Annotated in this window: 22 protein-coding genes and 1 tRNA gene; 10 read left to right on the forward strand and 13 right to left on the reverse strand. The window is 68.7% G+C overall.

What is annotated here, in order from left to right:
* Positions 1–44: 44 nt before the first annotated feature.
* Together MYMAC_RS17250 and MYMAC_RS17255 are read right to left on the reverse strand one after the other, a co-directional pair.
* Entirely contained in the window at positions 45–1,145 is a 1,101-nt protein-coding gene (locus MYMAC_RS17250; RefSeq protein ID WP_013940035.1) for a coiled-coil domain-containing protein, read from the reverse strand.
* The gene (locus MYMAC_RS17255; protein ID WP_095958870.1) at positions 1,142–2,395 is read right to left on the reverse strand and encodes a glycosyltransferase family 2 protein; all 1,254 of its coding nucleotides are present in this window, start codon (positions 2,393–2,395) and stop codon (positions 1,142–1,144) included. The genes MYMAC_RS17250 and MYMAC_RS17255 overlap by 4 nt, the downstream gene beginning before the upstream one ends.
* A gap of 181 nt (positions 2,396–2,576) precedes the next feature.
* Between MYMAC_RS17255 and MYMAC_RS17260 the strand changes: the two genes are divergently transcribed.
* Positions 2,577–3,353 (forward strand): 4'-phosphopantetheinyl transferase family protein, encoded by a 777-nt coding sequence (locus MYMAC_RS17260; RefSeq protein ID WP_013940037.1) that lies wholly within the window; start codon positions 2,577–2,579, stop codon positions 3,351–3,353.
* A gap of 9 nt (positions 3,354–3,362) precedes the next feature.
* Here the strand turns inward: MYMAC_RS17260 and MYMAC_RS17265 are convergent, their stop codons facing one another.
* Complete coding sequence (locus MYMAC_RS17265) at positions 3,363–4,148, reverse strand: thioesterase II family protein (RefSeq protein ID WP_239989579.1); 786 nt, start codon at positions 4,146–4,148, stop codon at positions 3,363–3,365.
* Positions 4,149–4,225: 77 nt separating this feature from the next.
* Here MYMAC_RS17265 and cysC point away from each other — a divergent pair, with 77 nt between their 5' ends.
* Complete coding sequence (cysC, locus tag MYMAC_RS17270) at positions 4,226–4,783, forward strand: adenylyl-sulfate kinase (protein ID WP_095958872.1); 558 nt, start codon at positions 4,226–4,228, stop codon at positions 4,781–4,783.
* 53 nt (positions 4,784–4,836) lie between these two features.
* Here the strand turns inward: cysC and MYMAC_RS17275 are convergent, their stop codons facing one another.
* Positions 4,837–6,426, reverse strand: coding sequence for an MBL fold metallo-hydrolase (locus tag MYMAC_RS17275; RefSeq protein ID WP_095958873.1), 1,590 nt, complete (start codon positions 6,424–6,426; stop codon positions 4,837–4,839).
* Between the two features lie 181 nt (positions 6,427–6,607).
* Here MYMAC_RS17275 and MYMAC_RS17280 point away from each other — a divergent pair, with 181 nt between their 5' ends.
* Positions 6,608–6,904 carry a hypothetical protein gene (locus MYMAC_RS17280; protein ID WP_239989580.1) on the forward strand — a complete coding sequence of 99 codons (297 nt, stop codon included), beginning with the start codon at positions 6,608–6,610 and terminating at the stop codon, positions 6,902–6,904.
* Between the two features lie 92 nt (positions 6,905–6,996).
* On the opposite strand, the gene MYMAC_RS17285 is transcribed toward MYMAC_RS17280, so the two are convergent.
* On the reverse strand, positions 6,997–7,269 hold the full coding sequence (locus tag MYMAC_RS17285) for a hypothetical protein (protein ID WP_095958874.1): 273 nt from the start codon (positions 7,267–7,269) through the stop codon (positions 6,997–6,999).
* Between the two features lie 194 nt (positions 7,270–7,463).
* On the opposite strand from MYMAC_RS17285, the gene MYMAC_RS38385 reads away from it, so the two are divergent.
* From MYMAC_RS38385 to MYMAC_RS37895, 4 genes are all read left to right on the forward strand, one after another.
* Positions 7,464–7,586 carry a hypothetical protein gene (locus MYMAC_RS38385; protein ID WP_013940042.1) on the forward strand — a complete coding sequence of 41 codons (123 nt, stop codon included), beginning with the start codon at positions 7,464–7,466 and terminating at the stop codon, positions 7,584–7,586.
* Between the two features lie 74 nt (positions 7,587–7,660).
* Positions 7,661–8,020 carry a hypothetical protein gene (locus MYMAC_RS17290; RefSeq protein ID WP_239989581.1) on the forward strand — a complete coding sequence of 120 codons (360 nt, stop codon included), beginning with the start codon at positions 7,661–7,663 and terminating at the stop codon, positions 8,018–8,020.
* 293 nt (positions 8,021–8,313) lie between these two features.
* Positions 8,314–9,893, forward strand: a protein-coding gene (locus MYMAC_RS17295; RefSeq protein ID WP_095957569.1) for an IS3 family transposase whose coding sequence is annotated in 2 segments (ribosomal slippage) — positions 8,314–8,790 and positions 8,793–9,893 — 1,578 coding nt in all. Because the reading frame shifts where the segments join, the coding sequence is not laid out codon by codon here.
* Positions 9,894–10,592: 699 nt separating this feature from the next.
* The gene (locus MYMAC_RS37895) at positions 10,593–10,841 is read left to right on the forward strand and encodes a hypothetical protein (protein ID WP_239989582.1); all 249 of its coding nucleotides are present in this window, start codon (positions 10,593–10,595) and stop codon (positions 10,839–10,841) included.
* Between the two features lie 26 nt (positions 10,842–10,867).
* Here MYMAC_RS37895 and MYMAC_RS17305 read toward each other — a convergent pair whose 3' ends face one another.
* From MYMAC_RS17305 to MYMAC_RS17335, 7 genes are all read right to left on the reverse strand, one after another.
* Complete coding sequence (locus tag MYMAC_RS17305; protein ID WP_157757507.1) at positions 10,868–11,746, reverse strand: DUF4238 domain-containing protein; 879 nt, start codon at positions 11,744–11,746, stop codon at positions 10,868–10,870.
* A gap of 345 nt (positions 11,747–12,091) precedes the next feature.
* Positions 12,092–12,292, reverse strand: a complete 201-nt coding sequence (locus tag MYMAC_RS36860; RefSeq protein ID WP_157757508.1) for a hypothetical protein — start codon at positions 12,290–12,292, stop codon at positions 12,092–12,094.
* Between the two features lie 397 nt (positions 12,293–12,689).
* On the reverse strand, positions 12,690–13,109 hold the full coding sequence (locus MYMAC_RS17315) for a hypothetical protein (RefSeq protein WP_095958877.1): 420 nt from the start codon (positions 13,107–13,109) through the stop codon (positions 12,690–12,692).
* 51 nt (positions 13,110–13,160) lie between these two features.
* The gene (locus MYMAC_RS17320; protein WP_095958878.1) at positions 13,161–13,790 is read right to left on the reverse strand and encodes a hypothetical protein; all 630 of its coding nucleotides are present in this window, start codon (positions 13,788–13,790) and stop codon (positions 13,161–13,163) included.
* A gap of 338 nt (positions 13,791–14,128) precedes the next feature.
* Positions 14,129–14,202 (reverse strand) — tRNA-Arg (locus tag MYMAC_RS17325).
* A 160-nt stretch (positions 14,203–14,362) separates the two neighbouring features.
* Complete coding sequence (locus MYMAC_RS17330) at positions 14,363–15,391, reverse strand: fatty acid desaturase family protein (RefSeq protein WP_095958879.1); 1,029 nt, start codon at positions 15,389–15,391, stop codon at positions 14,363–14,365.
* A gap of 179 nt (positions 15,392–15,570) precedes the next feature.
* Positions 15,571–16,203, reverse strand: coding sequence for a cell wall protein (locus MYMAC_RS17335; RefSeq protein WP_239989583.1), 633 nt, complete (start codon positions 16,201–16,203; stop codon positions 15,571–15,573).
* Between the two features lie 434 nt (positions 16,204–16,637).
* Between MYMAC_RS17335 and MYMAC_RS17340 the strand changes: the two genes are divergently transcribed.
* On the forward strand, positions 16,638–16,967 hold the full coding sequence (locus MYMAC_RS17340) for a hypothetical protein (protein WP_095958880.1): 330 nt from the start codon (positions 16,638–16,640) through the stop codon (positions 16,965–16,967).
* 11 nt (positions 16,968–16,978) lie between these two features.
* Here MYMAC_RS17340 and MYMAC_RS17345 read toward each other — a convergent pair whose 3' ends face one another.
* Positions 16,979–19,156, reverse strand: a complete 2,178-nt coding sequence (locus MYMAC_RS17345) for an ATP-binding protein (protein ID WP_095958881.1) — start codon at positions 19,154–19,156, stop codon at positions 16,979–16,981.
* A gap of 152 nt (positions 19,157–19,308) precedes the next feature.
* On the opposite strand from MYMAC_RS17345, the gene MYMAC_RS17350 reads away from it, so the two are divergent.
* Both MYMAC_RS17350 and mnmA read left to right on the forward strand, forming a co-directional pair.
* The gene (locus MYMAC_RS17350; RefSeq protein ID WP_095958882.1) at positions 19,309–20,577 is read left to right on the forward strand and encodes a CCA tRNA nucleotidyltransferase; all 1,269 of its coding nucleotides are present in this window, start codon (positions 19,309–19,311) and stop codon (positions 20,575–20,577) included.
* A 96-nt stretch (positions 20,578–20,673) separates the two neighbouring features.
* Positions 20,674–21,720, forward strand: a complete 1,047-nt coding sequence (gene mnmA, locus MYMAC_RS17355; RefSeq protein WP_043711180.1) for a tRNA 2-thiouridine(34) synthase MnmA — start codon at positions 20,674–20,676, stop codon at positions 21,718–21,720.
* Positions 21,721–21,743 lie beyond the last annotated feature (23 nt).

The following is a 21,743-nucleotide window of genomic DNA, read 5'->3' on the forward strand; positions in this document are numbered from 1 at the left end:
GTGTCTCCGGCTCCGAGGCCGTCTCCAGGCAAAGGGGGGTGGACTCACAGCAGCAGCGGCGGACGGCCCAGGTGGAGCAGGTCTTCCCGCGCGGAGGGCGCGTCCGTGAGCTGGACCTCCACCATGACGCCGCGGAGCATGTACTGGCGGATGGGGTGCTTGATGGACACCTCGCCCTCGAGCACGCGCCCGATGACGCCCACCTCGTGGCACCAGAAGACGGTGGCCGCGCACGCGTACAGCGGCGTGCCCTGCTCGGCGTTCGGGATGTTCTCGTAGGGCACGAAGGCGACCGTGAGGTCCTTCTCGATGGCCTTGAGGAACGGCGACGCGCGCAGGGAGGCGATCAGCGTGTCGTAACGCAGGGCGACCTCGTCGAGCGCGGCCAGGTCCGTCTGGAGGCTCTTGAGCGTCGCCTCCGCGCGGGCCTGCTCCAGGACGGAGTGCGTGTACTCGCGCTCCAGCAGCAGCACGTCGGACGTCATGAACCGGGGCGCCTCGTCCTTGCCCATGCCCGACTGCACCGCGGAGAGGCCGGCGATCTCCCGGTGGAGCAGCTCCAGCCGCGTCTCCAGGTCCACCGAGGACTGCGCCAGGGACAGGTTGCTCTGCGCGAGCTGGGCCAGGTGGTGGTTGATGGTGAGCTTCTCCTCCTGCTCCAGCAGGCGCGCGTCGTACAGCGCGTCGGTGCGCGTGCGCGCCAGGCCGGCGAAGGCGCGGTTGGACTGGAGGATCTCCGCCCGGGCGCTGTTGTACTCCCGGCGCAGCAGGGAGAGGCGCCGCGCCACCCGGTCCTTGGCGTCACGCTCGCCGCGCAGGGCCACCAGGAAGCGCTGCTGGAACGCGCGCTCCGCGGCGATGGTGCGCTCCGCGTCGGAGATGCGGTTCACCACCGAGCGCCGGTCCGACAGCACGTGGTCGCGCGCGGATGTCTGCGCGGCCACCTGGGTGTTGAGTGTGAGGATCTCCGGGTCCGTCGGTGAGATGACGGTGGGCGTCACCCAGCTCCGGCTCACCAGGAAGAAGCCCTGGACGGAGAGGAAGGACACCAACCCGAGCATGATGAGCGCGAGCAGCAGCGAGCCGAGGAACTTGTAGGCTGAGACGGCGATACTATTGAGGCGATTGGCGACACGTTGATTCATGGAGTAGAGCCCTCACCAGCGTGGGTGGGAGGAAAGCGCCCCCCGGAGTCCAGGGGTGACGTCTCGGGCGCGGCGTTGGCGCTGCCCCGCGTCTCCCAGCTCCCCGAGTCCAGCGTCAGCAGCGCCAGCGGGGTGAAGAGCGCGTACGTCACCGGCATCAGCAGGGCCATGGGCAGGAAGCTGGCGCCATGGACCCTCCGCTCCGCGGGCAGGTGCCGCGTTTCGATGCGGTAGATGACCCCCAGCAGCCCGATGACCAGGAAGTGGAAGGCGAGGATGTCCCAGAACTCGCCGGTGAGGACGTTGTGCACGATGACCAGCGGGTAGGAGAGCAGCAGCGCGAGCTGCGACACGTAGTGGACCGTCACCACGGGGTGGAGCCGCCAGGCGTGGGACAGGCCTCCCAGCAGGTCCACCAGGTTGGAGCGGCGCCACCGGAGCTGCTGTGAGAAGTACCCGGCCAGCGTCGACGGCGCGGCGGTGAAGCAGAACGCGTCCAGCGTGTAGACCGTCTCGTAGTCGTGCTTGACGATCTGCCGCGTGAGGAAGCGGTCCTCGCCGTACTTGATGGGGATGCCCGCGATGGCGCGCGCCTCCAGGATGGGCTCCAGCTCCAGCAGCACGTGGCGGCGGTACGCGGTGAGGCAGCCGGACAGGCACATCACCTGGCGGAAGCTGCGCTCCAGGTCCTTGAGCCACTCCTGGGCGAAGTGGAACTTGATTTCAATCATCCGCGTCATCCAGTTCTGATGGCGGTTCGTCACGTAGGTGCGGCCGCCCACCGCGGCGATGCGCGGGCTGACGAAGCGGCGCACCAACTGCCGGACGGCGGACTTGTCGACGATGACGTCCGAGTCCACCGAGACGATGATCTCCGCCTCGGTGGCGGCCTTCACCGCGCGGTTGATGCCCTTGCGCTTGCCCATGTTCTCCGGGTTGCGCATGACGATGACGTTGGGGTTGTCCTCCGCCGCCTTCAGCGCCCAGGCGTAGCTGTCATCCTTGGAGCAGTCATCCACCACCACGATCTGCAGCAGGTGCTTGGGATAGTCCTGCTCCAGCAGGCTGCGCACGCCGTGGTAGATGCCTTCGCCTTCGTTGAACAGCGGGATGACGATTGCGACTCGCGGAAGGTACGTGTCGTCGACGCGGTCGAACTCCCGCCCTCTCAGGCGCCGTAGCAATGGCCCGAGGACATAGCGGTTCATCAGAACCACCATGAAGAGTAACTGAATTGGAAAGAGCTCCATCCGTCGCTGCCCCCCAGCACGCCGCCACTGCCCTGGTCGCGCTCCCCATATGAGCGAGCGAAAGGTTGGAGGGGATGCCGGTGTGCGCCAACTGCCTTGGGGGTCACCTCCTGTGGCCATCAGTGGCCATGCCACGCGGAAGCAGGCAGGAGCGAGCAGGCGCCGATGGTAGAAAGGGGGCATGCCGACAGACTTCCAGCCCCTGGCGCTGCGTCCGGATGAGGTCCACGTCTGGATTGCCGAACCCGAGCGCATCAACGACCGGGCGCTCCTGGACGCCTACTGGAAGCTGCTGGACGCGAAGGAGCGCGACAAGCAGCAGCGCTTCCGCTTCGAGCGCCACCAGCGCCAGTACCTGGTGAGCCACGCCCTGGTGCGGGTGACGCTGTCGCGCTACGCGCCGGTGGCCCCCGAGGCGTGGGCCTTCGACACGAACACCTACGGTCGGCCCGTGGCGCGCGGCGAGTGGGGTCCCAGGCTGCGCTTCAACCTGTCCCATACGGACGGGATGGCGCTGGTGGCGGTGGGCTGGGACGCGGAGCTGGGCGCGGACGTGGAGGACGCCCAGCGGCCCGGGGAGACGGTGGAGATCGCCGACCACTACTTCGCCGCCTCGGAGGTGGCGGCGCTGAAGGCCCTGCCGCCGGAGCGGCACCGGGAGCGCTTCTTCGAGTACTGGACGCTGAAGGAGTCCTACATCAAGGCGCGCGGCGCGGGGCTGTCCCTCCCGTTGGACCAGTTCGCCTTCCACCTGGCGCCGGGGCAGGCGCCGCGCATCTCCTTCGACCCGCGGATGCAGGACGTCCCGGAGGCGTGGCAGTTCGTCCAGTGGCGCCCATCCGAGCGGCACCAGGCGGCGGTGGCGGTGAACCGTCCGCGTGGCCAGCCGCTGACGGTGCGCTGGCAGTTCACCGTGCCCCTGGCGGGCGACACGCCGCCCCGGTTCCAGGCGGCGTAGCGGGGCGGCTCAGGGCGCGCGGCCCATCCACCGGTTCAGCTCCTCGCTGATGTAGGCGAGGAGGGCGTCGCGCTGCGACTTGATGAAGAAGTGGCCGCCGGGGAAGAGGCGGACGCGGACGTCCTCGCTCCGCGTCTCGTTGCGCCAGCCCTCCAGGTTCGCCGTGGGGACGTGCTTGTCCTCGGGCGAGCCGACCACGGAGATGGGGACCTCCAGCCTGGGGGGCTGGGGACCGTCCCCGGTGAAGGCGATGCCGAAGTCGGCGCGGAGCATGGGCAGCACCAGCTCCAGCAGCTCGCGGTGCTGGAAGATCTCCTCGGGCGTGCCGTCGTAGCGCCGGAGCTCGGCGATGAACTCCGCTTCGGGGAGCAGGTGGATGGGCTCCCGGGTGTTGAGGGACGGCGGACCGGCGGCCCCCAGGAGCAGGCCCACGGGGCGCGGGCCATTCCGGGCCTGGAGGCGCCGCGCCAGCTCCAGGGAGATGCGGGCGCCCATGCTGTAGCCGAAGAAGGCGAAGGGCCGGTCCAGCAGCGGCGCAATGGCGGGCAGCAGCGCGTCCACCAGCGCGGCCAGGTCGCCGATGGGCTTCTCCGACAGGCGGCGCTCGCGCCCGGGGAGCTGGACGGGGCACAGCTCCACGCCCGCGGGCAGGCCCTGGCTCCAGTGATTGTAGATGGCCACGCTGCCACCGGCGAAGGGCAGGCAGAACAGCCGCAGCCGCGGGTCCGTCAACGGCTTCCGGGTGGGGAACCAGCGGTCGGGGGCGTGAGGGCTCGAGTTGGACGCGCTTTGCATGACGTGAAGGCTCTGTCGCATGGCCACGGAAAACGGGTCAAGTCCCGGGGGCCGCGTGGCGTGTTAGCGTTTCGTGGATGGGGCGTTCGGCGGGCTTCATACTCTGGCTGACGGGTCTGTCAGGGGCGGGCAAGAGCACGCTGTCGCGGGCCCTGCATGCGCACCTGGCGCGCTCCCAGCCCATGGAGGTGCTGGACGGCGACGAGGTGCGCACCTGGCTGTCGCGCGGCCTGGGCTTCTCCCGTGAGGACCGCGAGGAGAACGTGCGCCGCATCGGTCAGGTGGCCCGGCTGCTGGCGAAGCACGGCGTGGGCGTCATCGCCGCGGCCATCTCGCCGTACGCGGCCTCACGGGCCGAGGTGCGGCGGTTGGCGGAGGCCGCGGGCATCCCCTTCGTGGAGGTCTTCGTCCAGGCGCCCCTGGACGTGCTCATCGCCCGGGACGTGAAGGGGCTCTACAAGAAGGCGCTGGCGGGGGAGCTGGCGCACTTCACCGGCGTGTCGGACCCGTACGAGGCGCCGGCCGCGCCCGACGTCACCGTCCGCTCGGACGTGGACTCCGTGGAGGCGGGGCTGCTGCGCGTGCTGGAGGCGCTGCGCCAGCGGGGCCTGCTGGACGACAGTGTAGCGGCGTGAGCTGGGGCCCGAGGTGGCGGGGAGGCCGCGCACCTCGGGGCGGCGCCCGCGGGTCAGGTGAGGATGCGCTCCATCTTCACGTAGGGGCGCTCGGCCTGGATGCCGTTGGCGCGGCAGTGCTCCAGGAACTTGTTCGACTCGACGATCTGCGGGGCCTTGTCGTCGTAGACGAGGATCATCACGTGGCGCAGCCAGGGCTCCTGGCCCATGGCGTAGACGTAGACCTCCTTGGGCGACAGGTGGTTGGTGATTTCGATGGCGCGGGCGCTGTCGGAGCCGTTGAGCCGGCGGGCCTGGTCCATCTTCCGGGGCAGGGGGTTGCTGAGCAGCGGGCCGTACATCCAGCTCATCGGGCCGCCCTCGCACTCCATGCCGAGGAACAGCACATCGATGGTGCCGATGATGTCGCGCAGGTGCTGGTACATGCGCGGCTCGATGGCGTTGGAGTCCGCGGCCATCAGCATGGACTTGCCGCCCAGGCGGACCAGGTGCGCCGTCTTGGCCTGGATGGCCAGGTCGCTGTGCTCGCCCAGGAAGGGCAGGCCGGTGATGGAGCCGCCGGGGACGGGAATCTCCTGGAGGTCGTCGATCTCCACCACGTTCTTGAAGCCGTTGTGGTGGAGCATCAGCCGCAGCGACGGGTCCGCGAGCGAGTTGCCGTTGTTGCGCGGGACGATGATGCAGCCCACCCGGTGCCGGAGCTGGATGAGCGTCTCCATCATCAGGTGGTCGGCGTGGCCGTGGGTGAGGACCACGTAGTCGATGCGCTCGGGCAGGTCGGAGTGGGTGAAGCGGGGGAGGTCCGTGGGGAACTCGTAGCTGATGACGGGGTCGGTGAGGATGCTGACGTCCTTCGTCTCCAGCAGCACGCAGGCGTGGCCGAAGTAGCGCACGCGCACGCCTTCGCCGGTGTAGCGCTCGGTGCGGCGGGGCTCGGCGTCGGTGAAGAGGGCGGCGAAGGCGTCCGCGGCGGACGCGGGCACGCCGAGCATCTCCGCGACCTGGCCGGGCGAGCCCGCCGTGTGGCGCATGCGGAAGAGGGCGTCCAGGCCCTCGTGCTTGTAGGGGACGCGCAGCCACAGCGGCGTGTCCTCCTCCAGGCGGGGCGTGCTGAAGATGTACGGCCGCCAGTCACCGTCCACCTGCATGAGCGTCACGCTCTGCGAGGACTCCTTGTGGAAGGGGCTGCGGTACAGGAGCGGTTCAATGTAGCGGGCGCTGGCGCGGTTGCTGAGGTCGTACGTGAGCTCCACATAGCCGCGCAGGAGGTCCGGCACCTTGGCGTAGAGGCTCTCCAGGGAGCCGCCGTTGTTGGGGGCCATGAGCTGTTCCAGCTCGGCCACCGCCTTGGTGTACGCGAGCATGTTGGCCTGCTCCTTCTGCGTCCGCTCCAGGAGCTCCTTCACGCGAGGCGCCTTCGCCGCCGGGTGGTTGATGAACGGGCCGCCCATCAACATGGGGTTCTTGAGGGCCGCCACGTGCACGTCCGGGTTCGCCACGAAGGACTGCATCAGCTTCTGGTGCAGGTTCGTCACGAACAGCGGCGCCGTCGCCGGGGACAGCAGGTACCACCACGCGTACCACTGGTTGTACAGCGGCTCGATGGCGACGTTCGGCTTGAGGTACATCGGGCGGTCCAGCATGGCAGGCTCCTCCGAGCGAGATCCGGAAAACGTTGGGAACTAGGCAAACTTGGTGCCCGTAGATACACGGATTCGCAGGGGGATGCACGGGCTGGGCGCCGCGCATCTTATGCGCCACGGCCACCGTGCGAGCATTCGGGCGCAACTCTCTCAACGTGCAACTCGAGCAAGGAGCGTCCCCATGAAGGCAGCCTGGCGTGTCGTGTTGGCCGTGGTGGTGGGTAGTGTCGTGGGCTGTGGCGTTGGCGCAGTGGATGCGGAGGGGGCGCCGGATGAGGCGCTCGCCACATCGGAGGCCGCGCTCGCCGTCTGCGGAGACGGTGTCTGCGAGCTTGGCGAACGGCTGTCCTGTCCCTTGGATTGCCCGCGGGGCGAGTTCTGCGGCAACGGCGCGTGCTGCCCTGGAGAGACGGCCAGGTCCTGTCCGCAGGACTGCACGCAGGGAGACCCGGGGCGGTACTGCTACCGCTCGCACTGAGTCACAGGAGGCGTCTTCCGCGGACGCGCGAGCAGTGAGGTGCTCCCTGCTCGCGCGTCGTGCCGCCGCGTCAGGTAGGGCGGGGCGTGTGGCTACATCGCGATGCAGCCGTAGACCTTCTCGTAGTGGGCGGTCTGCGTGCCGGTGAGGATCCGCTCCGGCGTGCTGCAGCCGCACTGGAGCTCACCCACCTTGGTGACCATCGCGGGCTCCGCGTAGTACGTGACGACGTAGTCCCGACCGGTGAAGTCACGACACGGGATGGCCTGGGCTTCGGTGTCCATTTCGGCCATGTCGGAGTCCTCGACCCCACAGCCCGTCAGCAGTCCGATGGCCAGCAGTCCGCTCATGATGCCTGCGCGCATGTTGTTCCCCTTTTGGTGAAGGTGCTGCTTCCCAAGGATAGCCGGGGAAGCAGGTCAATCGTACCCGGGGGCAGGGGAGTGGCGGGTGGTCAACGGTGGTTGGGTGCTGGTACAGGCTGGGTGCAGGAATCCGCTGTGGTGGGTGGCGCAATCCGAGTCGACGTCTGGATGTAGCGACGGACGCGCCGAGAAAGATGGCTCGGCAGGCGTGGGCCATCGTCCTCAACGTGATGATGAAGCAGCTCCGGCCCTGCGGCGCCAACTACAAGTCCAACGAGAGGACGGGGCAGCAACTGGCGGGCTGTCGTTCGCTGTAAATTGAATGCTTAGCAATCGAGCATGCAAAATTCGTAGCGGAGACGACGGTCATGTCCCCGGAGTAGGGGCGCCAGTGGCCCGCCACGCCACGCGAGCGCGAGGAACGCCGGGGGGCCGGCACTACGCCGAGCGGGATGCGGAGCTGAGCGCGGCCCTCTCGGAGGGGCAGGACTTCAGGGCCAGCGTGGAGCACGCGCTCCGCACCGTATGGCGCCGCGTCGAGGTCGCGACGCCAGCGGATGGGGCGGCGGTGGCCGTGTTCCGGGCTGCCTTCCCGAGCCTGCCGGCGCCGCCTGGTCCTCGCGACCCGTTCATCAGCGTGGGCGAGCTGGCCGACCGCGTGCGGACGCGCCCCATCTGCCCGATGTGCCGGGACGCCACCTGCGTCGCTCCGGGCTGGTGCGATGACCTCTTCGGTGGGGATGCACCGTAGGTTCTCAACGGCGCGCGCTCACGCAGTGCAGGTACTAATGCCTGCGTTGCGACCTGGGCCACTGCGTTTGGCTACTTAGCCTTTGCCCCTTTGGGGGCTGGCTTTTGGGGGGCGGCATTCTGAGGTGGCGATAGGTCTTCTTCGGCCTCAAACGCCGCATCAAGCTCGAATGCCGTGAAGTAGGTGCCAGAGCAGACCTTGGCCACAACGCCGCCCCCCTGTGTCAGGGAAGTTGTCGCCTCGGCTGACCGGCCGAGTTGACCACCCCCGGGGGCGAGTACAGGCAGGTAGCTGTGTCGTACACGGATGCATTCAAGGCGGAGATGGTGAAGCGGATGGTGGGGCCAGGCGCGGTGAGTGCTGCGGCGCTCGCCCGCCAGGTGGGAGTCTCGCAGCCGACGCTGTCGCAGTGGTTGCGCGAGGCGCGTAGGGTAGCGGCGATGACGCCGCCGCCCGAGGAGAAGAAGCCCGCTGGCCCGAAGAAGTGGACGCCCGAGGAGAAGCTGCGCGTGCTGGTGGTGGCCCAGGGGCTTGAGGGTGAGAAGTTGGGGGCGTTGCTGCGCCGCGAGGGGCTGCACGAGGCGCAGTTGAAGGAGTGGCGGCAGGTGGCTGCCGGGGCCCTGTCGGGCGAGTCCTCCGGGCCACTGACGGCCAGCCAGCGTCGCCGACTGGCCTCGTCGGAGAAGCGCGTGAAGGAGCTGGAGCGGGAGCTGCGGCGCAAGGAGAAGGCGCTGGCCGAGACGGCGGCGCTGCTGGTGCTCGAAAAAAAACTTCAGGGGATGGGCTGGGACGAGAAGTCCCCGGAAGACGAGGACGACGCAGTGGACGAGAGGCGCGAGAAATGACGCTTGCCCTCGTCGACGAGGCGCTGGAGAAGGGCGTGAGGCTGGAGGCCGTCTGCGAGCGACTCGGGGTGACGTCTCGCACCGTCCAGCGCTGGAGGAAGCCCGAAACGGCCCAGGACGGCAGGTGCGGTCCGCATACCCGGCCCGCCAACCGGCTGTCGGAAGTGGAGAGACGCCGCATCCTGGCAGTGGCCAACAGCGAGGAGTTCCGCGACGTCTCGCCCAAGCAGATTGTGCCCCGGCTGGCCGACAGGGGCGAGTACGTGGCCAGCGAGGCGAGCATCTACCGGGTGCTGCGCGAGGCGGGGCAACTCACCCACCGAGGCTGCGCCAGGGCCCCCACGCCCAGGCTCCGGGCCGAGCACCTGGCCACCGGGCCCAATCAGGTGTGGAGCTGGGACATCACCTACCTGAAGGGCCCGGTGAAGGGAGCCTTCCTCTACCTGTACCTGGTGGTGGACGTCTTCAGCCGGCGCATCATGGGCTTCGCGGTACACGAGGAGGAGTCGTCCGAGCATGCCGCGGCCCTCATCCGCCGCTGCTGGCAGGAGGCGGGCTGTCCCGAGGGGCTGGTATTGCACTCGGACAACGGCGGCCCGATGAAGGGCGCCACGCTGCTGGCCACCCTGCAATGGCTGGGCGTGACGCCCTCCTTCAGCCGGCCCCGCGTCTCGGACGACAACGCCTTCTCCGAGGCTCTCTTCCGTACGCTGAAGTACCGCCCCAGCTTCCCGCGGCGCCCCTTCGCATCCGTCGAGGACGCGCACTGCTGGGTGACGCGCTTCGTGCATTGGTACAACACCGAGCACCTGCACTCCGCCATCCGCTTCGTCACGCCTGACGACAGACACTTCAGTCGCGAGACGGCGCTGCTCGCCCGGCGCCATCAGGTGTACCAGCGCGCCCAAGCCCGTCATCCTGAGCGATGGAGCCGCCACACTCGAGACTGGACACCGGCAGGCCCGGTGCGCCTCAACCCCTCCCCGAACCCCACCCCGGCAGTGCAGGAGTTGAAGCGCATCGGTTGAACTCTCTCACGCGACAACTACCTTGACGCTCACCGCCGCTGCCTCCGAGCATGACCCGTGTGAGAAGCGAGGCGGTGTGTTGAACCGTGTCGATGGATAAAAAGTCGCCTGCGTGCTTCCCTTGCACGAGGGTAAGCAGGGGAGGGATGTCGGCGTCCACGGTGAACGTAACAGCCTTGCTCTCGTCGCCGCTCGTCATGATGCACGGAACCGTTCGCGACTTTCGCCAGCATGCGAGCCTGTGCTTGGGCGCATCGACCACCTTTACCTGGCTGCCTCCCGGTCCTACTCCCAGAGCTTGGCAGTCCCGGAAGTCAATGTGGAAGTCCGGTCGCTCGTAGTCATCCGCCAGGACCACGGCTGGAAGCATGGCGACAGCTACCGCTGCGAGGCTTGATGCTCGTCCTGCAACGCCCTTGTTCCTTGTTCCCATTTCGCCTCCGAGTTTGGGGTCGACGCTAGGTCCCTTTGGAGGGGGGCGCCAGTGGGGAGGGCTAGATGGTGCTGTGGAGGGATTGGCCTGAGTAAACCAGCACGCTCGGGCCGCCCCTTCTGACGGCGCATGAGCCCCACCATCGAGACCGCCGTCATCGCCTTGGCGGTCAGCCAGCTCCTCGTCCCACTCTTGCGGGGGCTCCTCGCGCGCCGGCAGGCGAAGCACGAGGCCGCCGCCGACTAGGTGCCCCTCCGGTCCAGCGCATGGAGTCCATTGCGGCCGACCTGCGCGACATCAAGGCGGAGCTGCGGATGGTGCGCGCGCACGACTCGGAGCTGCGCCTGGTGGAGCAGCGCCTGCGCACGCTGAAGGCATGGCAGGGAGAGGCGCGACCCCAGCTCGCCCAGGTGGCCAACCACGTCCACGTGCTGATGGAGGAGCGCAGCGCGCGTCAGCTCCAGCGCGCCGCCAACGCGATCGTCACCCCGGACGGGGGATGCACGCGCCCATGAGTATAGGTCCTGCTGGCCACTGTAGGTTATCGGCCCTGGGTGAAGGGGCGCAAACCCTGTGCTTCCTTGTGCCAGGGGCCAGTCGGCGAAGCTTTGCTTCGGCAGATGGCACTCTCCCGGTATTTCATCGGAACAAGGATGTGTTTAGACGCCATTTCCAGGTCTTTCGTTCCATTGCCCTGAATTACGAATGCGAGAGCATCGGGGGAGAGTGAGAAGCTCGCGACGAGTCCTACGTCGTTCTCTTCCCATTCGACTACAGGGGCTTCGGACGTCGGGAACTCGCTCAGGCCGAGATAGTTGAGGAGGGCTGTTGCCTCGTTGTCGCTACGTTGAAACACGCGCACAGTTCCTTCGTACCACCCTTGCATGGGAACGGCATCAGTGTTCGCAAGTGCGGCGAGGTTGGCGCGTACAAAGACGGCAGGAAACTGGGGTTTGAAAAACTGGCCCACTTCTGCCCGACCCCTGGGAGTCTGTGCGCGTGCGAGGAGTCGCTGGATAAATTCAGCATTTTCTGCCACGTATGCGCCGACACCTTCCTCGCCCGTCTGAAGTGAGCTTGGGCTCCGAGCAGTGAACATCTGCATGAGCCACCTGACCTTATCGCCGCTAGACGCGTCTAGCGGTCCCGTTCGGGCGCCGGCGAGCTTTACGATTGATTGAATCCTGCCGTCGACAGCTCTTGCCAGGAGTGACTCAACACCATGCTCGGTCAATCCATTGGCGCTGGTGCGCTCCGGGAGCCGGTTGATGTCCTCTTGATGACAGATGGCTCTCGGAGTTTTGAATTCATGAAGCAGCCTCAGTGCATTAGCACTGCCTTTGCGAACGTACCGAATTAGATGCCCGTCGTTGTTGCACCATTGGCGAAGGTAGGCTTGGGGGGCGAAGTGGTGGTTCATTTCGATATCGTACCAGTTGGGCAATGACCTGAGCTGGATGTCCCGGCTTTGAAGGTCTTCTCATCCGAGGTTTGTTCTCGGAGCTCGCTTGCTTGGCCGCTCGCAGGGGCTGGTCAAGTCCCGAATCGTGCGTAGTTGGTCGGGAGGGGGGCGGGAGAGGCAGGCCTGATGCGTTCTCGGGTGTCTGCGAATTCGTGAGGAGGCCGCGTGAGAGGGAGGCTCGGTGCGGCAAAGCTTTGCCGTTCTGCGTATTCCGGCGAAGGTGAGCACCCATTCCAGCTCAAGCCGAGCAGCCGTTCCGGCCATGGCGAGCAGTCGGAGCGTCAGCGACGCTGGGACGTTCGTTCACTTCACCTGCTTACGCGCCTTCGTCAAATTCGCGTCCGCCTTGCGGATGGAGTCCCCGGCTGTTGCCGCGCACGCTCTTTGATGGTTCCACGGCGTTCCACGGACCGGCTCGTTGATGGGCACCTTCAGGAAGCCCGCGAAACCACTGGCGTCCATCGCGAGCGTGCGCGACTGGGTGTCACCGCAGATGATGGGCACGTCTTGCGGTGATTCCCCTTGGGGAATCGACGGTTGGTGTCCCTCCGGCGAGCGTGCGTGAGCGTGCCTGTTGCTGAGCACGGTGGTTGAGGGAGACCGGCCGGATTTCGGACCGACTTGATGATGGGGAGCAGTAGATGGAGAAGTCGGTCGCCATTGCGAGCTGTCGGTGCCTCGCCAGTTCCGTTTCGCGGTCCCATGTCAGAGAGCGCAGCAACTCGGCCGACGCGTGGTGGGTATGGGGCTTTAGGAACGGTTCTGCCAGGCCGCTGCCCGCCTGCTGGAGCAGGCTCTATTCGAGGGACATCCCCAGGTCGCGTGACGCATCCGGCGGGGCGGCTGAACGCGGCTGCTCCGACGGGGCTGCCGGCATCTCCGTCGGCGACTCCTCGCGCGACTACTCCTGCACCGCGAGGATGCGCCAGCCGTTCACGTCAACCGCATAGGTGGCGCCCACGTCCAGGATGGGGGCCGTGGCGATGTCGCATGCATCCGGGTTCGGGATAATGCTGACGAGCACGACGCCCGGCGAGGCGGGGGCCGCAGCGACCACGTAGGACTCGCGGCGGTTGAGGCACTCGTAGAGCGGCGAGGCATCGCTGGGCAGCTTCCGGTCCCATGGGAGGTAGTCCTCCATGGCGAGCTGGATGGCGCGCAGGGTGGTTCCGTTGATGACCTGCCTTCCCTCAGTCGGAAACGCGAGCGGGATTTCGACGGCGGCAGCCACTTCCGGCGGGGCGTGGACCGGGCGTGGCGGCTTCTGGAACAGGGCACATGCCGGGAGGATGCAGAGTAGGGGCAGCAGAACGCGCTTCATGGGGCCTCCGTGCGGGCCACGAATCCGAATGTGCATCGACACGCTCAGCCCTCAGTCATCCACGTCAGTGACGAACCCGAGGCCCTTGTCCTCGTGCTTGATGATGCCCACCAACTTCCAGCGATTGCGTTGTCGGAGGTAGACCTCTCCGGGTTGTTCGCTATCAGGATTCGGCACCAGTTTGGTGATGGTGCAGGCGCGGTCAAACTGGATGCGGATGGTCCAGATTTGCGTTTGGGCGAGGCGGTCGGTGGGGGTCATCCCCGATGGGGACCACGGATGGCTGTGGAAGTCCGCGAGCACGACCGCTCGCCATCTGGAGTCGGCGACATACCGGGGCGGGATGCACGTCTTTTTCTTCGACGGGCCTACGGGGACTGGCTCACTCAGCGGGGAGGGCATGCTGGCGTAGTAGATGCCGTCTCCCAGCGAGTAGATGGCGCCGCAGTACTCTTGCCCATAGTCGCGATCCGTTGCGCGCGGCAGCTCCATGACGGCAGGGCAGAGTTGGTCGATGACCTCGTCCACGTCGGTTGACGGGGTGATGGCTTCCCACGGGCCCCGCACGTGGACGTGTTGCCCCGAACGCCAGTAATCCCGGATGGTGCTCGGCTCGGGTGCAGCGGCACAGCCTAGGATGAGGCTGAGCGCTGCTGTGCGGCACACCAGCACTGCCGGCATGGACTCCCCCTGTCCCGAAAATCAGGAATCGTAGTTCGAGGAGAGGGTGTGATGCGGCACTTCCTGTGCACGGTGCCAGCGTCGTAGTTCACTTCCCAGCACTCACCAGCCTTGTCGAGGCGGCGGAACTTCAGGGTGAACTCGGCCGGCAACAGGCTCCAGCGGGCCGGGGTGGATGGCGCTGCGCCACAGCCGCCTCGGGTATCAGCAGGCTGTTCAGCGGTGAGGCTCGGTGGGTGTCTGGCTTTGCCTCTACGCCACAACAGCGCCACAACGGCAGCACAACGTGGACGCACCCATCCGCCGAAAATCCCCAGGCGGGACGGAAGCTTGGGCAGTGACCCCGACAGGAATCGAACCTGTGGCCTGCGGTTTAGGAAACCGCCGCTCTATCCAACTGAGCTACGGGGTCGTGCTCTCAAGTCACCACGCTTTCCAGAGGAGCCCCCCGGAAAGGTCCAGCCATGCGCCCCCAGGGGGGCTCATGCCCAACGGCGTGCGTTATAGCAGGCGGCCCGGCGCGCGCAACGCGCCAGCGCATCCTCCGCCCTCTCGGGCCCCTGCCAGTCGCTCTACCGGGGCGCGGGGACGTCCCGGAACCGGACCATGCGGCCCCGCTCCCCGTCCCAGACGTTCAGCCGCAGACAGGCCAGCACGTCCCGCGGGTGCAGGGTGGTGGTGCGGGGATGCTGCAGCTCCGGGATGGCCGCCATGGCCTCCGGCAGCCGGTAGAAGGGGATGCGCGGGTTCAGGTGGTGGACGTGGTGGTAGCCGATGTTCCCGGTGAACCACGCCATGACGGGGCCCGTGGCCAGGTAGCTCGATGCCTCCAGGGCCGCGCTGGCGTGCGTCCAGTCCTCGTCCTCGCGCAGGGCGACGTCCGGGAAGTTGTGCTGGGAGAAGAAGAGGTACGCCCCCAACGCGTAGCCGATGGACAGCGGCAGCACCATCGCCGTGAGGTAGACGCCCAGGCCCCCGAAGGAGAACACCGCCACACTGATGGCCACGTGCAGGAGCACCGCGAAGCCCGCGCTCCAGTAGCGCAGCGGGTGCCGCACGAAGGGCACGATGCACAGCCCGCTCAGGAACGCGAGCGGGTACGCGAACACCATCACCACCGGGTGCCGCTCCACCACGTAGGCCAGCCGCTCCAGCGCCGTGGCCTCACGCCACTGCTGCGCCGTCCACGTGGTGAACGTGCCGGACGCGGACGCAGCCAGCCGCGCCGTGTTCGCATGATGGTGGTTGTGCGTCTCGCTCCAGACTCGCGGCGGCGTGAGCAGCAGCACCGCATGGACATTGAACAGCCCCCGAGCCAGCCGCGAGCCCGACAGCAGCGAACCGTGCAGGTAGTCGTGCACCAGGATGAAGGAGCGGATCAACACCAGCGCCTGCACCACGCTGCCTACGACACGCAGGGGCCACCACGGGGGCAGGGTGGCGAGCGCCACGGCGCCCAGCAAGGCCAGGAAGGTGGTGCCCACCTCCCACCAACTCCGCCGCGCGTCCTGCGCGGCGAAGGGCCGTGTGCGGGCGATGAGCTGCCGCTCTGCGTCTCGGGAGAGTGACGTGAAGGCGCTGCTGCGGGTCGCGGAGTCCATTCGGAGGTCCAGGGCTGGCGCGGCGGCAGCCGCCGCCGATTCGAGTCCCTGGCACCATGCCCGCCCACTGTCACGCGACCGTCATGGGCGGCGCTATTGGCGAACGCCGCCCATGGAGGCTGGATGCCGCATCGCGTCGCTGTCCCGCCGGCCCAACACGGCCCGCGAGGCAGGTCACGTCACGAGCGCTGCTTGTTGGCCCGGAACTCGCTGGCCCACTGCTCGACGATGGACGCCACCTGCTCGCGCTCGGAGCGCTGGGCGGTCGGAATCACCGAGGACTGCGCCGGCGGCGCCAACTGCAGCGTCGGCTGGTTGTCTCCATTGCTGGAGGGCACCACCGCGCTCCCGCCCTTCTTGCGGACCCAGACGCGAGGCCCCTCGCTGGCACGGGGGGCCTCCGGAACGACAGTGGGCTCCGCCGCCTCCGGGGACTCCCGGCGCTTCCGGCCCAGGATGACGTCCGGGATGCTGTTCGGCGCCGCGTCTTCCGTCCAGGCGTGGTGCAGGCGCCCGGACGCCACCATGAGGCGGCGCTTCTGGTAGTGGGCCGCGCAGTAGCCCAGGCTGCGCACCGGCCGCTTGCAGCCAATGACGGCGCAGGCCCGGGCTTCGGCGTCGCCGTCCGTTTCGGCGGTGTCGTCGGACGCCGCGTCCAGGGTGGCCAGCGACGAGGCCAGCGCGTCCAGGGCCGCGTTCGGAAGCTCGCGCCGGGACGGCTGCCGCAGGGCGCGGGAGGACAGGCTCTCCGCGATGCGCAGGAGCGAGTCGGTCAGGGGCGAGAGCTGCCCGGCGAGCTCCTCGGCCAGCACGGCGCGGAACGCTTGTTCCAGCGGCGGCAGGGACGAGGAGACGCGGGAGCTTCGCGTGGACGAAAGAGAGGACGTGGAACGAAGGCTACGAGGTCTTGGCATGTCGATGAGTGCCTGTGGTCGCTGCCGGTTGCTTCAGGGGACCGTGGAGCGGACGGCTGTTGCGTTAGCACACCTGTGGCCGACCGCACAGGACAGCCTGTCAAAGGGCTCGTGAGTGGATGTTTCGCGGCGATGACCCAAGCGGTGCGTCCCCATGTCAACACGGCCCACGTTCATTCAATCCCGAGCCCGGCACACCTCTCCCAGGTATGTCGGAGACCTACCTGTCGGGTGGTTGGCATGACTTCCTGGGAGAACGCTTCTTCCTCGGCTGAAACAGGCTACTCCGGCAGAATGCACGCGTCGTGCAACTTCACTGAGAGGATTTGCCCGTGCGTAACATCTCGGCAGTCGCGGTGTCCGTGGTCGCTGGTTTCCTGGTGGCGTGTGGCGAGGGCGTGGAGCTGAACGAAGAAGGTACAACCCCCACCACGCCGGAAGCCGCGCAGGAGGCCGTTACCGCGCCCTCCGAGGTCTCCGCCCAGGCGTGCACGACGCTGTACCGTCCCCGCCTCACCACCTACTGGACGTCCTTCCCCATTGAAGTCGACGGGCAGGTGGGCAGCTGCACGACGGCTGACGATTGTTCCGTGACGTGCATCGGTGAGACGTCCCAGTACGCCCTCAACTCCCGCTTCTTCTACTGCACGTACTGCCCCTGAGCCGTGAGGATTCAGCGCTCCACGCCGGAGCTTCCCGGCGTGGGCGTGGCTTCCGTCTGGCGGCACCGCGCCTCGGCCTCGCGCGCGCTCGCGGCCTCGCGGGCGCGGCCCGCCGCTTCGAGCAGGGCCGCCGCGCGCGCGTAGTGTCCGGCCGCCTGGCCCTTGGGCAGCAGCCGCTCGTCCGAGTGCGCGGCGGCGAGCAGGAAGGGGAGGGCGCGCTCCTCCTGGCCCGCCTCCATCCAGTGGTGAGCCAGGACGATGGCGGGGGCGCCATCCCGTTCGAAGGTACGCGCGAGCCGGCCGTGAAGGAAGCACGCGGCGGAGTCGGACACGCTGGCGTGGACGGCTTCGAAGACGAGGTCGTGGGTGAAGCGCTCGGCCACCAGGAGCTGCGCGGCCTCCAGCTCGGTCAGGGCCTCGTGCAGCTCCGCCGCGCTGACCTGGAGCGCCTCGGGCGCCAGCGCGGCCCGGAAGTGGAGGTCCGCTCGCGCCGCGAGCTGCGCGGTGAGCCGGGCCAGGGGGGACAAGCGCTCCAACCGGCGCTGGATGAGCGGCCCCACGCGGCCGGGTGGCGGGAGCCTGCGCGGCCAGTCCTTCTGGAGCGCGTCCGTCTCGATGAGGTGCTTCAGCGTCTCCACGATGTAGAGCGGGTTGCCCCCGGTGTAGCGCGTCAGCGCCTCTGCATGGGGCTCCGCGCCCGGCAGCTCCAGCCCCGCAAGCAGCTCCCGCACGGCATCGAGCGCGAGCGGCCCCAGCTCGATGACCCGCGCGAGCCCCGTGTCCACGAGCTTGCGCACGTTGGCCTCGGAGTAGGGGGGCAGCTCGCCCTTCCGGTAGCAGTCGATGAAGAGGGGAGGCCGCGCCGCCGCCGCGTGCTTCTGCTCCATCATCCGCGTCAGCGAGTACATGAACAGCTTCGCGCTGGCCTGGTCCCAGTACTGGACGTCGTCGACGACGATGACCTCGTCGCCTTCGTGCAACAGGCGCATGGCCTCCGCGTGGGCTTCGTAGAAGCGCAGCGCGTCCGCTTCGGACGTCAACGGCGGCAGGGCGGCGGCGTTGCCCAGCTCCGGCAGGATGCGCGACAGCTCGGTGCGGACCCAGTCGGGCATGGAGAGGCCGGGCCGCCGGGCGAGGTAGGCTCGCAGCGCGCGCGTCTGGGAGGCATACGGCACCTCCTGGTCGCCCGGACGCGCCTCCAACCGGAACCACGTCCCCACGGACGCGGCGAACTCCTCGGCGAGCCGCGTCTTCCCGCTCCCCGCGTCTCCCGTGATGAAGAGGAGCTGTCCCGCCTCCAGCCCTTCCTGGAGCTGGCGCAGGGCATGTCGCCGGCCCGCGAGGACAGGGGGACGCAGCACGCTCATGGGGAGGGCTGGCCGGGGCGAAGAGGGCGCCGCCATCCACTGCGCGTCCTTTTCGATGCCCCGCACCAGGGCCAGGGTCTCCGGCATGGGGGAGACGCCCAGGTCGTGTGACAGCGTGGTGCGCAGCCGTTCGAAGGCGGCCAGCGCGGCCCCCCGGTCTCCCAGGAGGTAGTGCAGCCGGATGAGGTGCCGGCCGGCCTGCTCGGACTCGGGCTCGTGCTGGACCCAGGCCTGGGCCAGGGCCAGCGCGGTGGTCCAATCCCGGGTGTCCATGCGGCGCTGGACCTCGGCCTCCCGAGCGCTGCGCACCCAGCCCTCCACGGCGGCGCGCGCGCCATCCAGCCACCGTGAGAGCTCGTCGCAGTCGTCGAAGTGTACCCCTGGCAACAGCCCGACGCCGGTGCCCTGTCGCAGCGCCTGCAGGACGTCGGGTGGCAGGGGCCTGCCCGCGGCGCCCTTCAGCCTCGCCAGGTCCAGCGTGACGTGCGGCGACAGCCCGAGCCGCTGGGCGTCCCCGTCCACCAGGTCCGTGCCCCCGCAGCCCAGCCGGAGCCGACGCAGCAACTGACGCATGTTGTTGCGCACGGTGGCGGGTGGCGAGTCGGGCCACAGGAGCAGGGACACGGCGGCCTTCGACGAGGGGCCCTCCACGCCCAGGTACGCGAGGAGCGTGGCGGCCCGGCGGTCCATCCTCACGCGCTGCCCGTCCGGCCCTTCCAGGTGGGCGTAGCCCAACACTCGGGCATGCCAGCCCGCTTGTCTCTCCGCCGCCACGCCGTCACGCGACTCCACGTCCGTCCTGGTCGACCCCATATCGGAGATACGGAATGGGGCTCGAAACCGGGCTTTGAATTAATGGTTATTTTTGAATTGCAGGTTTGGAGGGCGGTGCGTCTCCGGGCTTGGAACGGGGGAGGACGGTCGGTACAAGGCCCCCCTGGGCCATCGGGCATGCCGTCCGGGCCCCGGCTCTCATGATCGCGAACCTCCACAACGCCGACATCCCCCAGCCCGTGCTGGACGTCATCGCGCGGCTGCGCGAGCTGGGCCACGCCGTCTACCTGGTGGGGGGCTGCGTCCGGGACATGGTGCGTCAGGTCCACCCCAAGGACTTCGACGTCGCCACCAGCGCGCTGCCGCAGGAGGTCCAGGGCGCCTTCCGCAAGGTCATCCCCACGGGCATCCAGCACGGCACCGTCACCGTCCTCCAGAAGGGCACGCACGTGGAGGTGACGACGTTCCGCTCGGAGGGGGACTACCTCGACGGCCGCCGGCCCAGCTCGGTGGCCTTCGAGCGCGACATCGTCAAGGACCTGTCCCGGCGCGACTTCACCATCAACGCGATGGCCTACAACCCGCTGGACCGGGAGCTGGTGGATCCCTTCGGCGGACAGGCCGACCTCCAGGCGCAGCTCATCCGCTGCGTGGGCTCCGCGCAGGAGCGCTTCTCCGAGGATGGCCTTCGCCCCCTGCGCGCCGTGCGCTTCGCCGCGGTGCTCGGCTTCTCGCTCGACACCGCCACCCGGGACGCCATCCCCGCCACGCTCGCCGTCTTCCGCAAGGTCGCGCTGGAGCGCGTGCGCGAGGAGCTGGTGAAGCTGCTCCTGTCGCCCCGGGCCGAGAGCGGGCTGCACCTGCTCGCGGACTCCGGGCTGCTGGACGTGTTCCTCCCGGAGCTGGCGTGCGCGGAGGCGCGGGCCGCCGAGACGGCCCGGGCCGCGGTGCAGGCCGCGCCCCTGGAGGTGGAGGTCCGGCTCGCGGTGCTGCTCGCCGACCTGGTGGACCGCCCCCGGGCGCGCGACATCGGGCTGCGGCTGAAGTTCCCCAAAAAGGTGGCGGACCTGGTGGCGTTGCTCGTCGAGCACGCGAAGGCGGAGTCCCTGGTCGAAGCCCCCGACGCCGCGCTCCGGCGCCTCCTGGCCCGGCTGGGGCTGGCGCAGGTGGCGCCGTGGGCCGCCGTGGTCCGGGCCCGGGTGCGGGTGCGCCAGCCGGACGCGCTCCCGGCGGTGGAGGCGCTCATCGCCCGCGTGGAGGCGCTGGCCGCCGCGAAGCCGCCCTTGTCGGCGAAGGACCTGGCGCTGACGGGCGGGGACATCATGGCCACCCTGGGCGTGGGGCCATCCCCCGTCGTGGGCGAGGCCACCCGCTTCCTGGTGGAGTCGGTGTTGGATGACCCCTCGCTGAACACGGCCGAGACCCTCCAGCAGCGCCTGAAGGCGTGGCATGCCCAGGCCGCTCGCTGAGGCAGCGGCCGGCACCGGGCGGCGGTGTCGGGAAAGGGCGCCCTGGGCGTCCTCCCCGCGTGCGCCCGGACGCGCGGGCGTGTAGGAAGGAGCACCATGCGAGTCGTCGTTGCGATGAGCGGCGGGGTGGATTCCTCGGCCGCGGCCGCCCTGCTCAAGGAGCAGGGTCACGAGGTCATCGGTATCACCCTGCGCGTCTGGTCCTATGAGGGCAAGGCGACGTGCGGGAGCTGCTGCAGCCCGGACGACATCGACGACGCGCGAGCCGTGGCCCAGACGCTGGGGATTCCCTTCTACGTGGCCAACGCGGAGGAGATCTTCCAGGACCGCGTCATCAACCCCTTCGTCCAGTCCTACCTGGGCGGACGCACGCCCATCCCCTGCGTGGCCTGCAACCGGGACGTGAAGTTCAACTTCCTCCTCAAGCGCGCCCGCGCGCTCGGCGCCCGGCTGGCCACCGGCCACTACGCCCGCGTGGAGGAGGTGGACGGCCGCTACGTCCTGCGCCGCGCCGTCGACGTCGCCAAGGACCAGAGCTACTTCCTCTTCACGCTGGGCCAGGACGAGCTGCGCGACATCGTCTTCCCCGTGGGCGGCATGACGAAGGCGGAGGTCCGCGCCGTCGCGGAGCGGCATGGCCTGGTCACCAGCCAGAAGCCGGAGAGCATGGAGATCTGCTTCGTGCCGGACGGCGACTACGCGGGCTTCGTGGAGAAGGTCGCCGGGCCGCAGCCGGCCGGAGAAATCGTGGACACCGAGGGCAAGGTGCTCGGCACCCACCAGGGCATCCACCGCTACACCGTGGGGCAGCGCAAGGGCCTCAACCTGGGGGGCGGCGAGGTCCGCTACGTCCACCGGCTGGAGCCGGAGACGCAGCGCGTGGTGGTGGGCCCCGCCGAGGGCACCGGCCGCGACAACTTCGGCCTGCTCCAGCCGCACTGGGTGGACGGGCCGCCCCCGGCCAGCCAGCCGGTGGAGGTCCGCATCCGGCACCGCCACGCGGGCGCGCGGGGGCGGGTGCATGTCTCGCCGCACGGGCTCGTCTCGGTGAAGCTGGATGCGCCCGCGCGCGCCGTCACCCCGGGGCAGGCCGCGGTGGTCTACGATCAGGATCGCGTGCTCGGCGGCGGCTGGATTGTCTGACCGCCGCATCATCTTCGGAGGGG

It is taken from the genome of Corallococcus macrosporus DSM 14697, assembly GCF_002305895.1.
Lineage (GTDB): Bacteria > Myxococcota > Myxococcia > Myxococcales > Myxococcaceae > Myxococcus > Myxococcus macrosporus.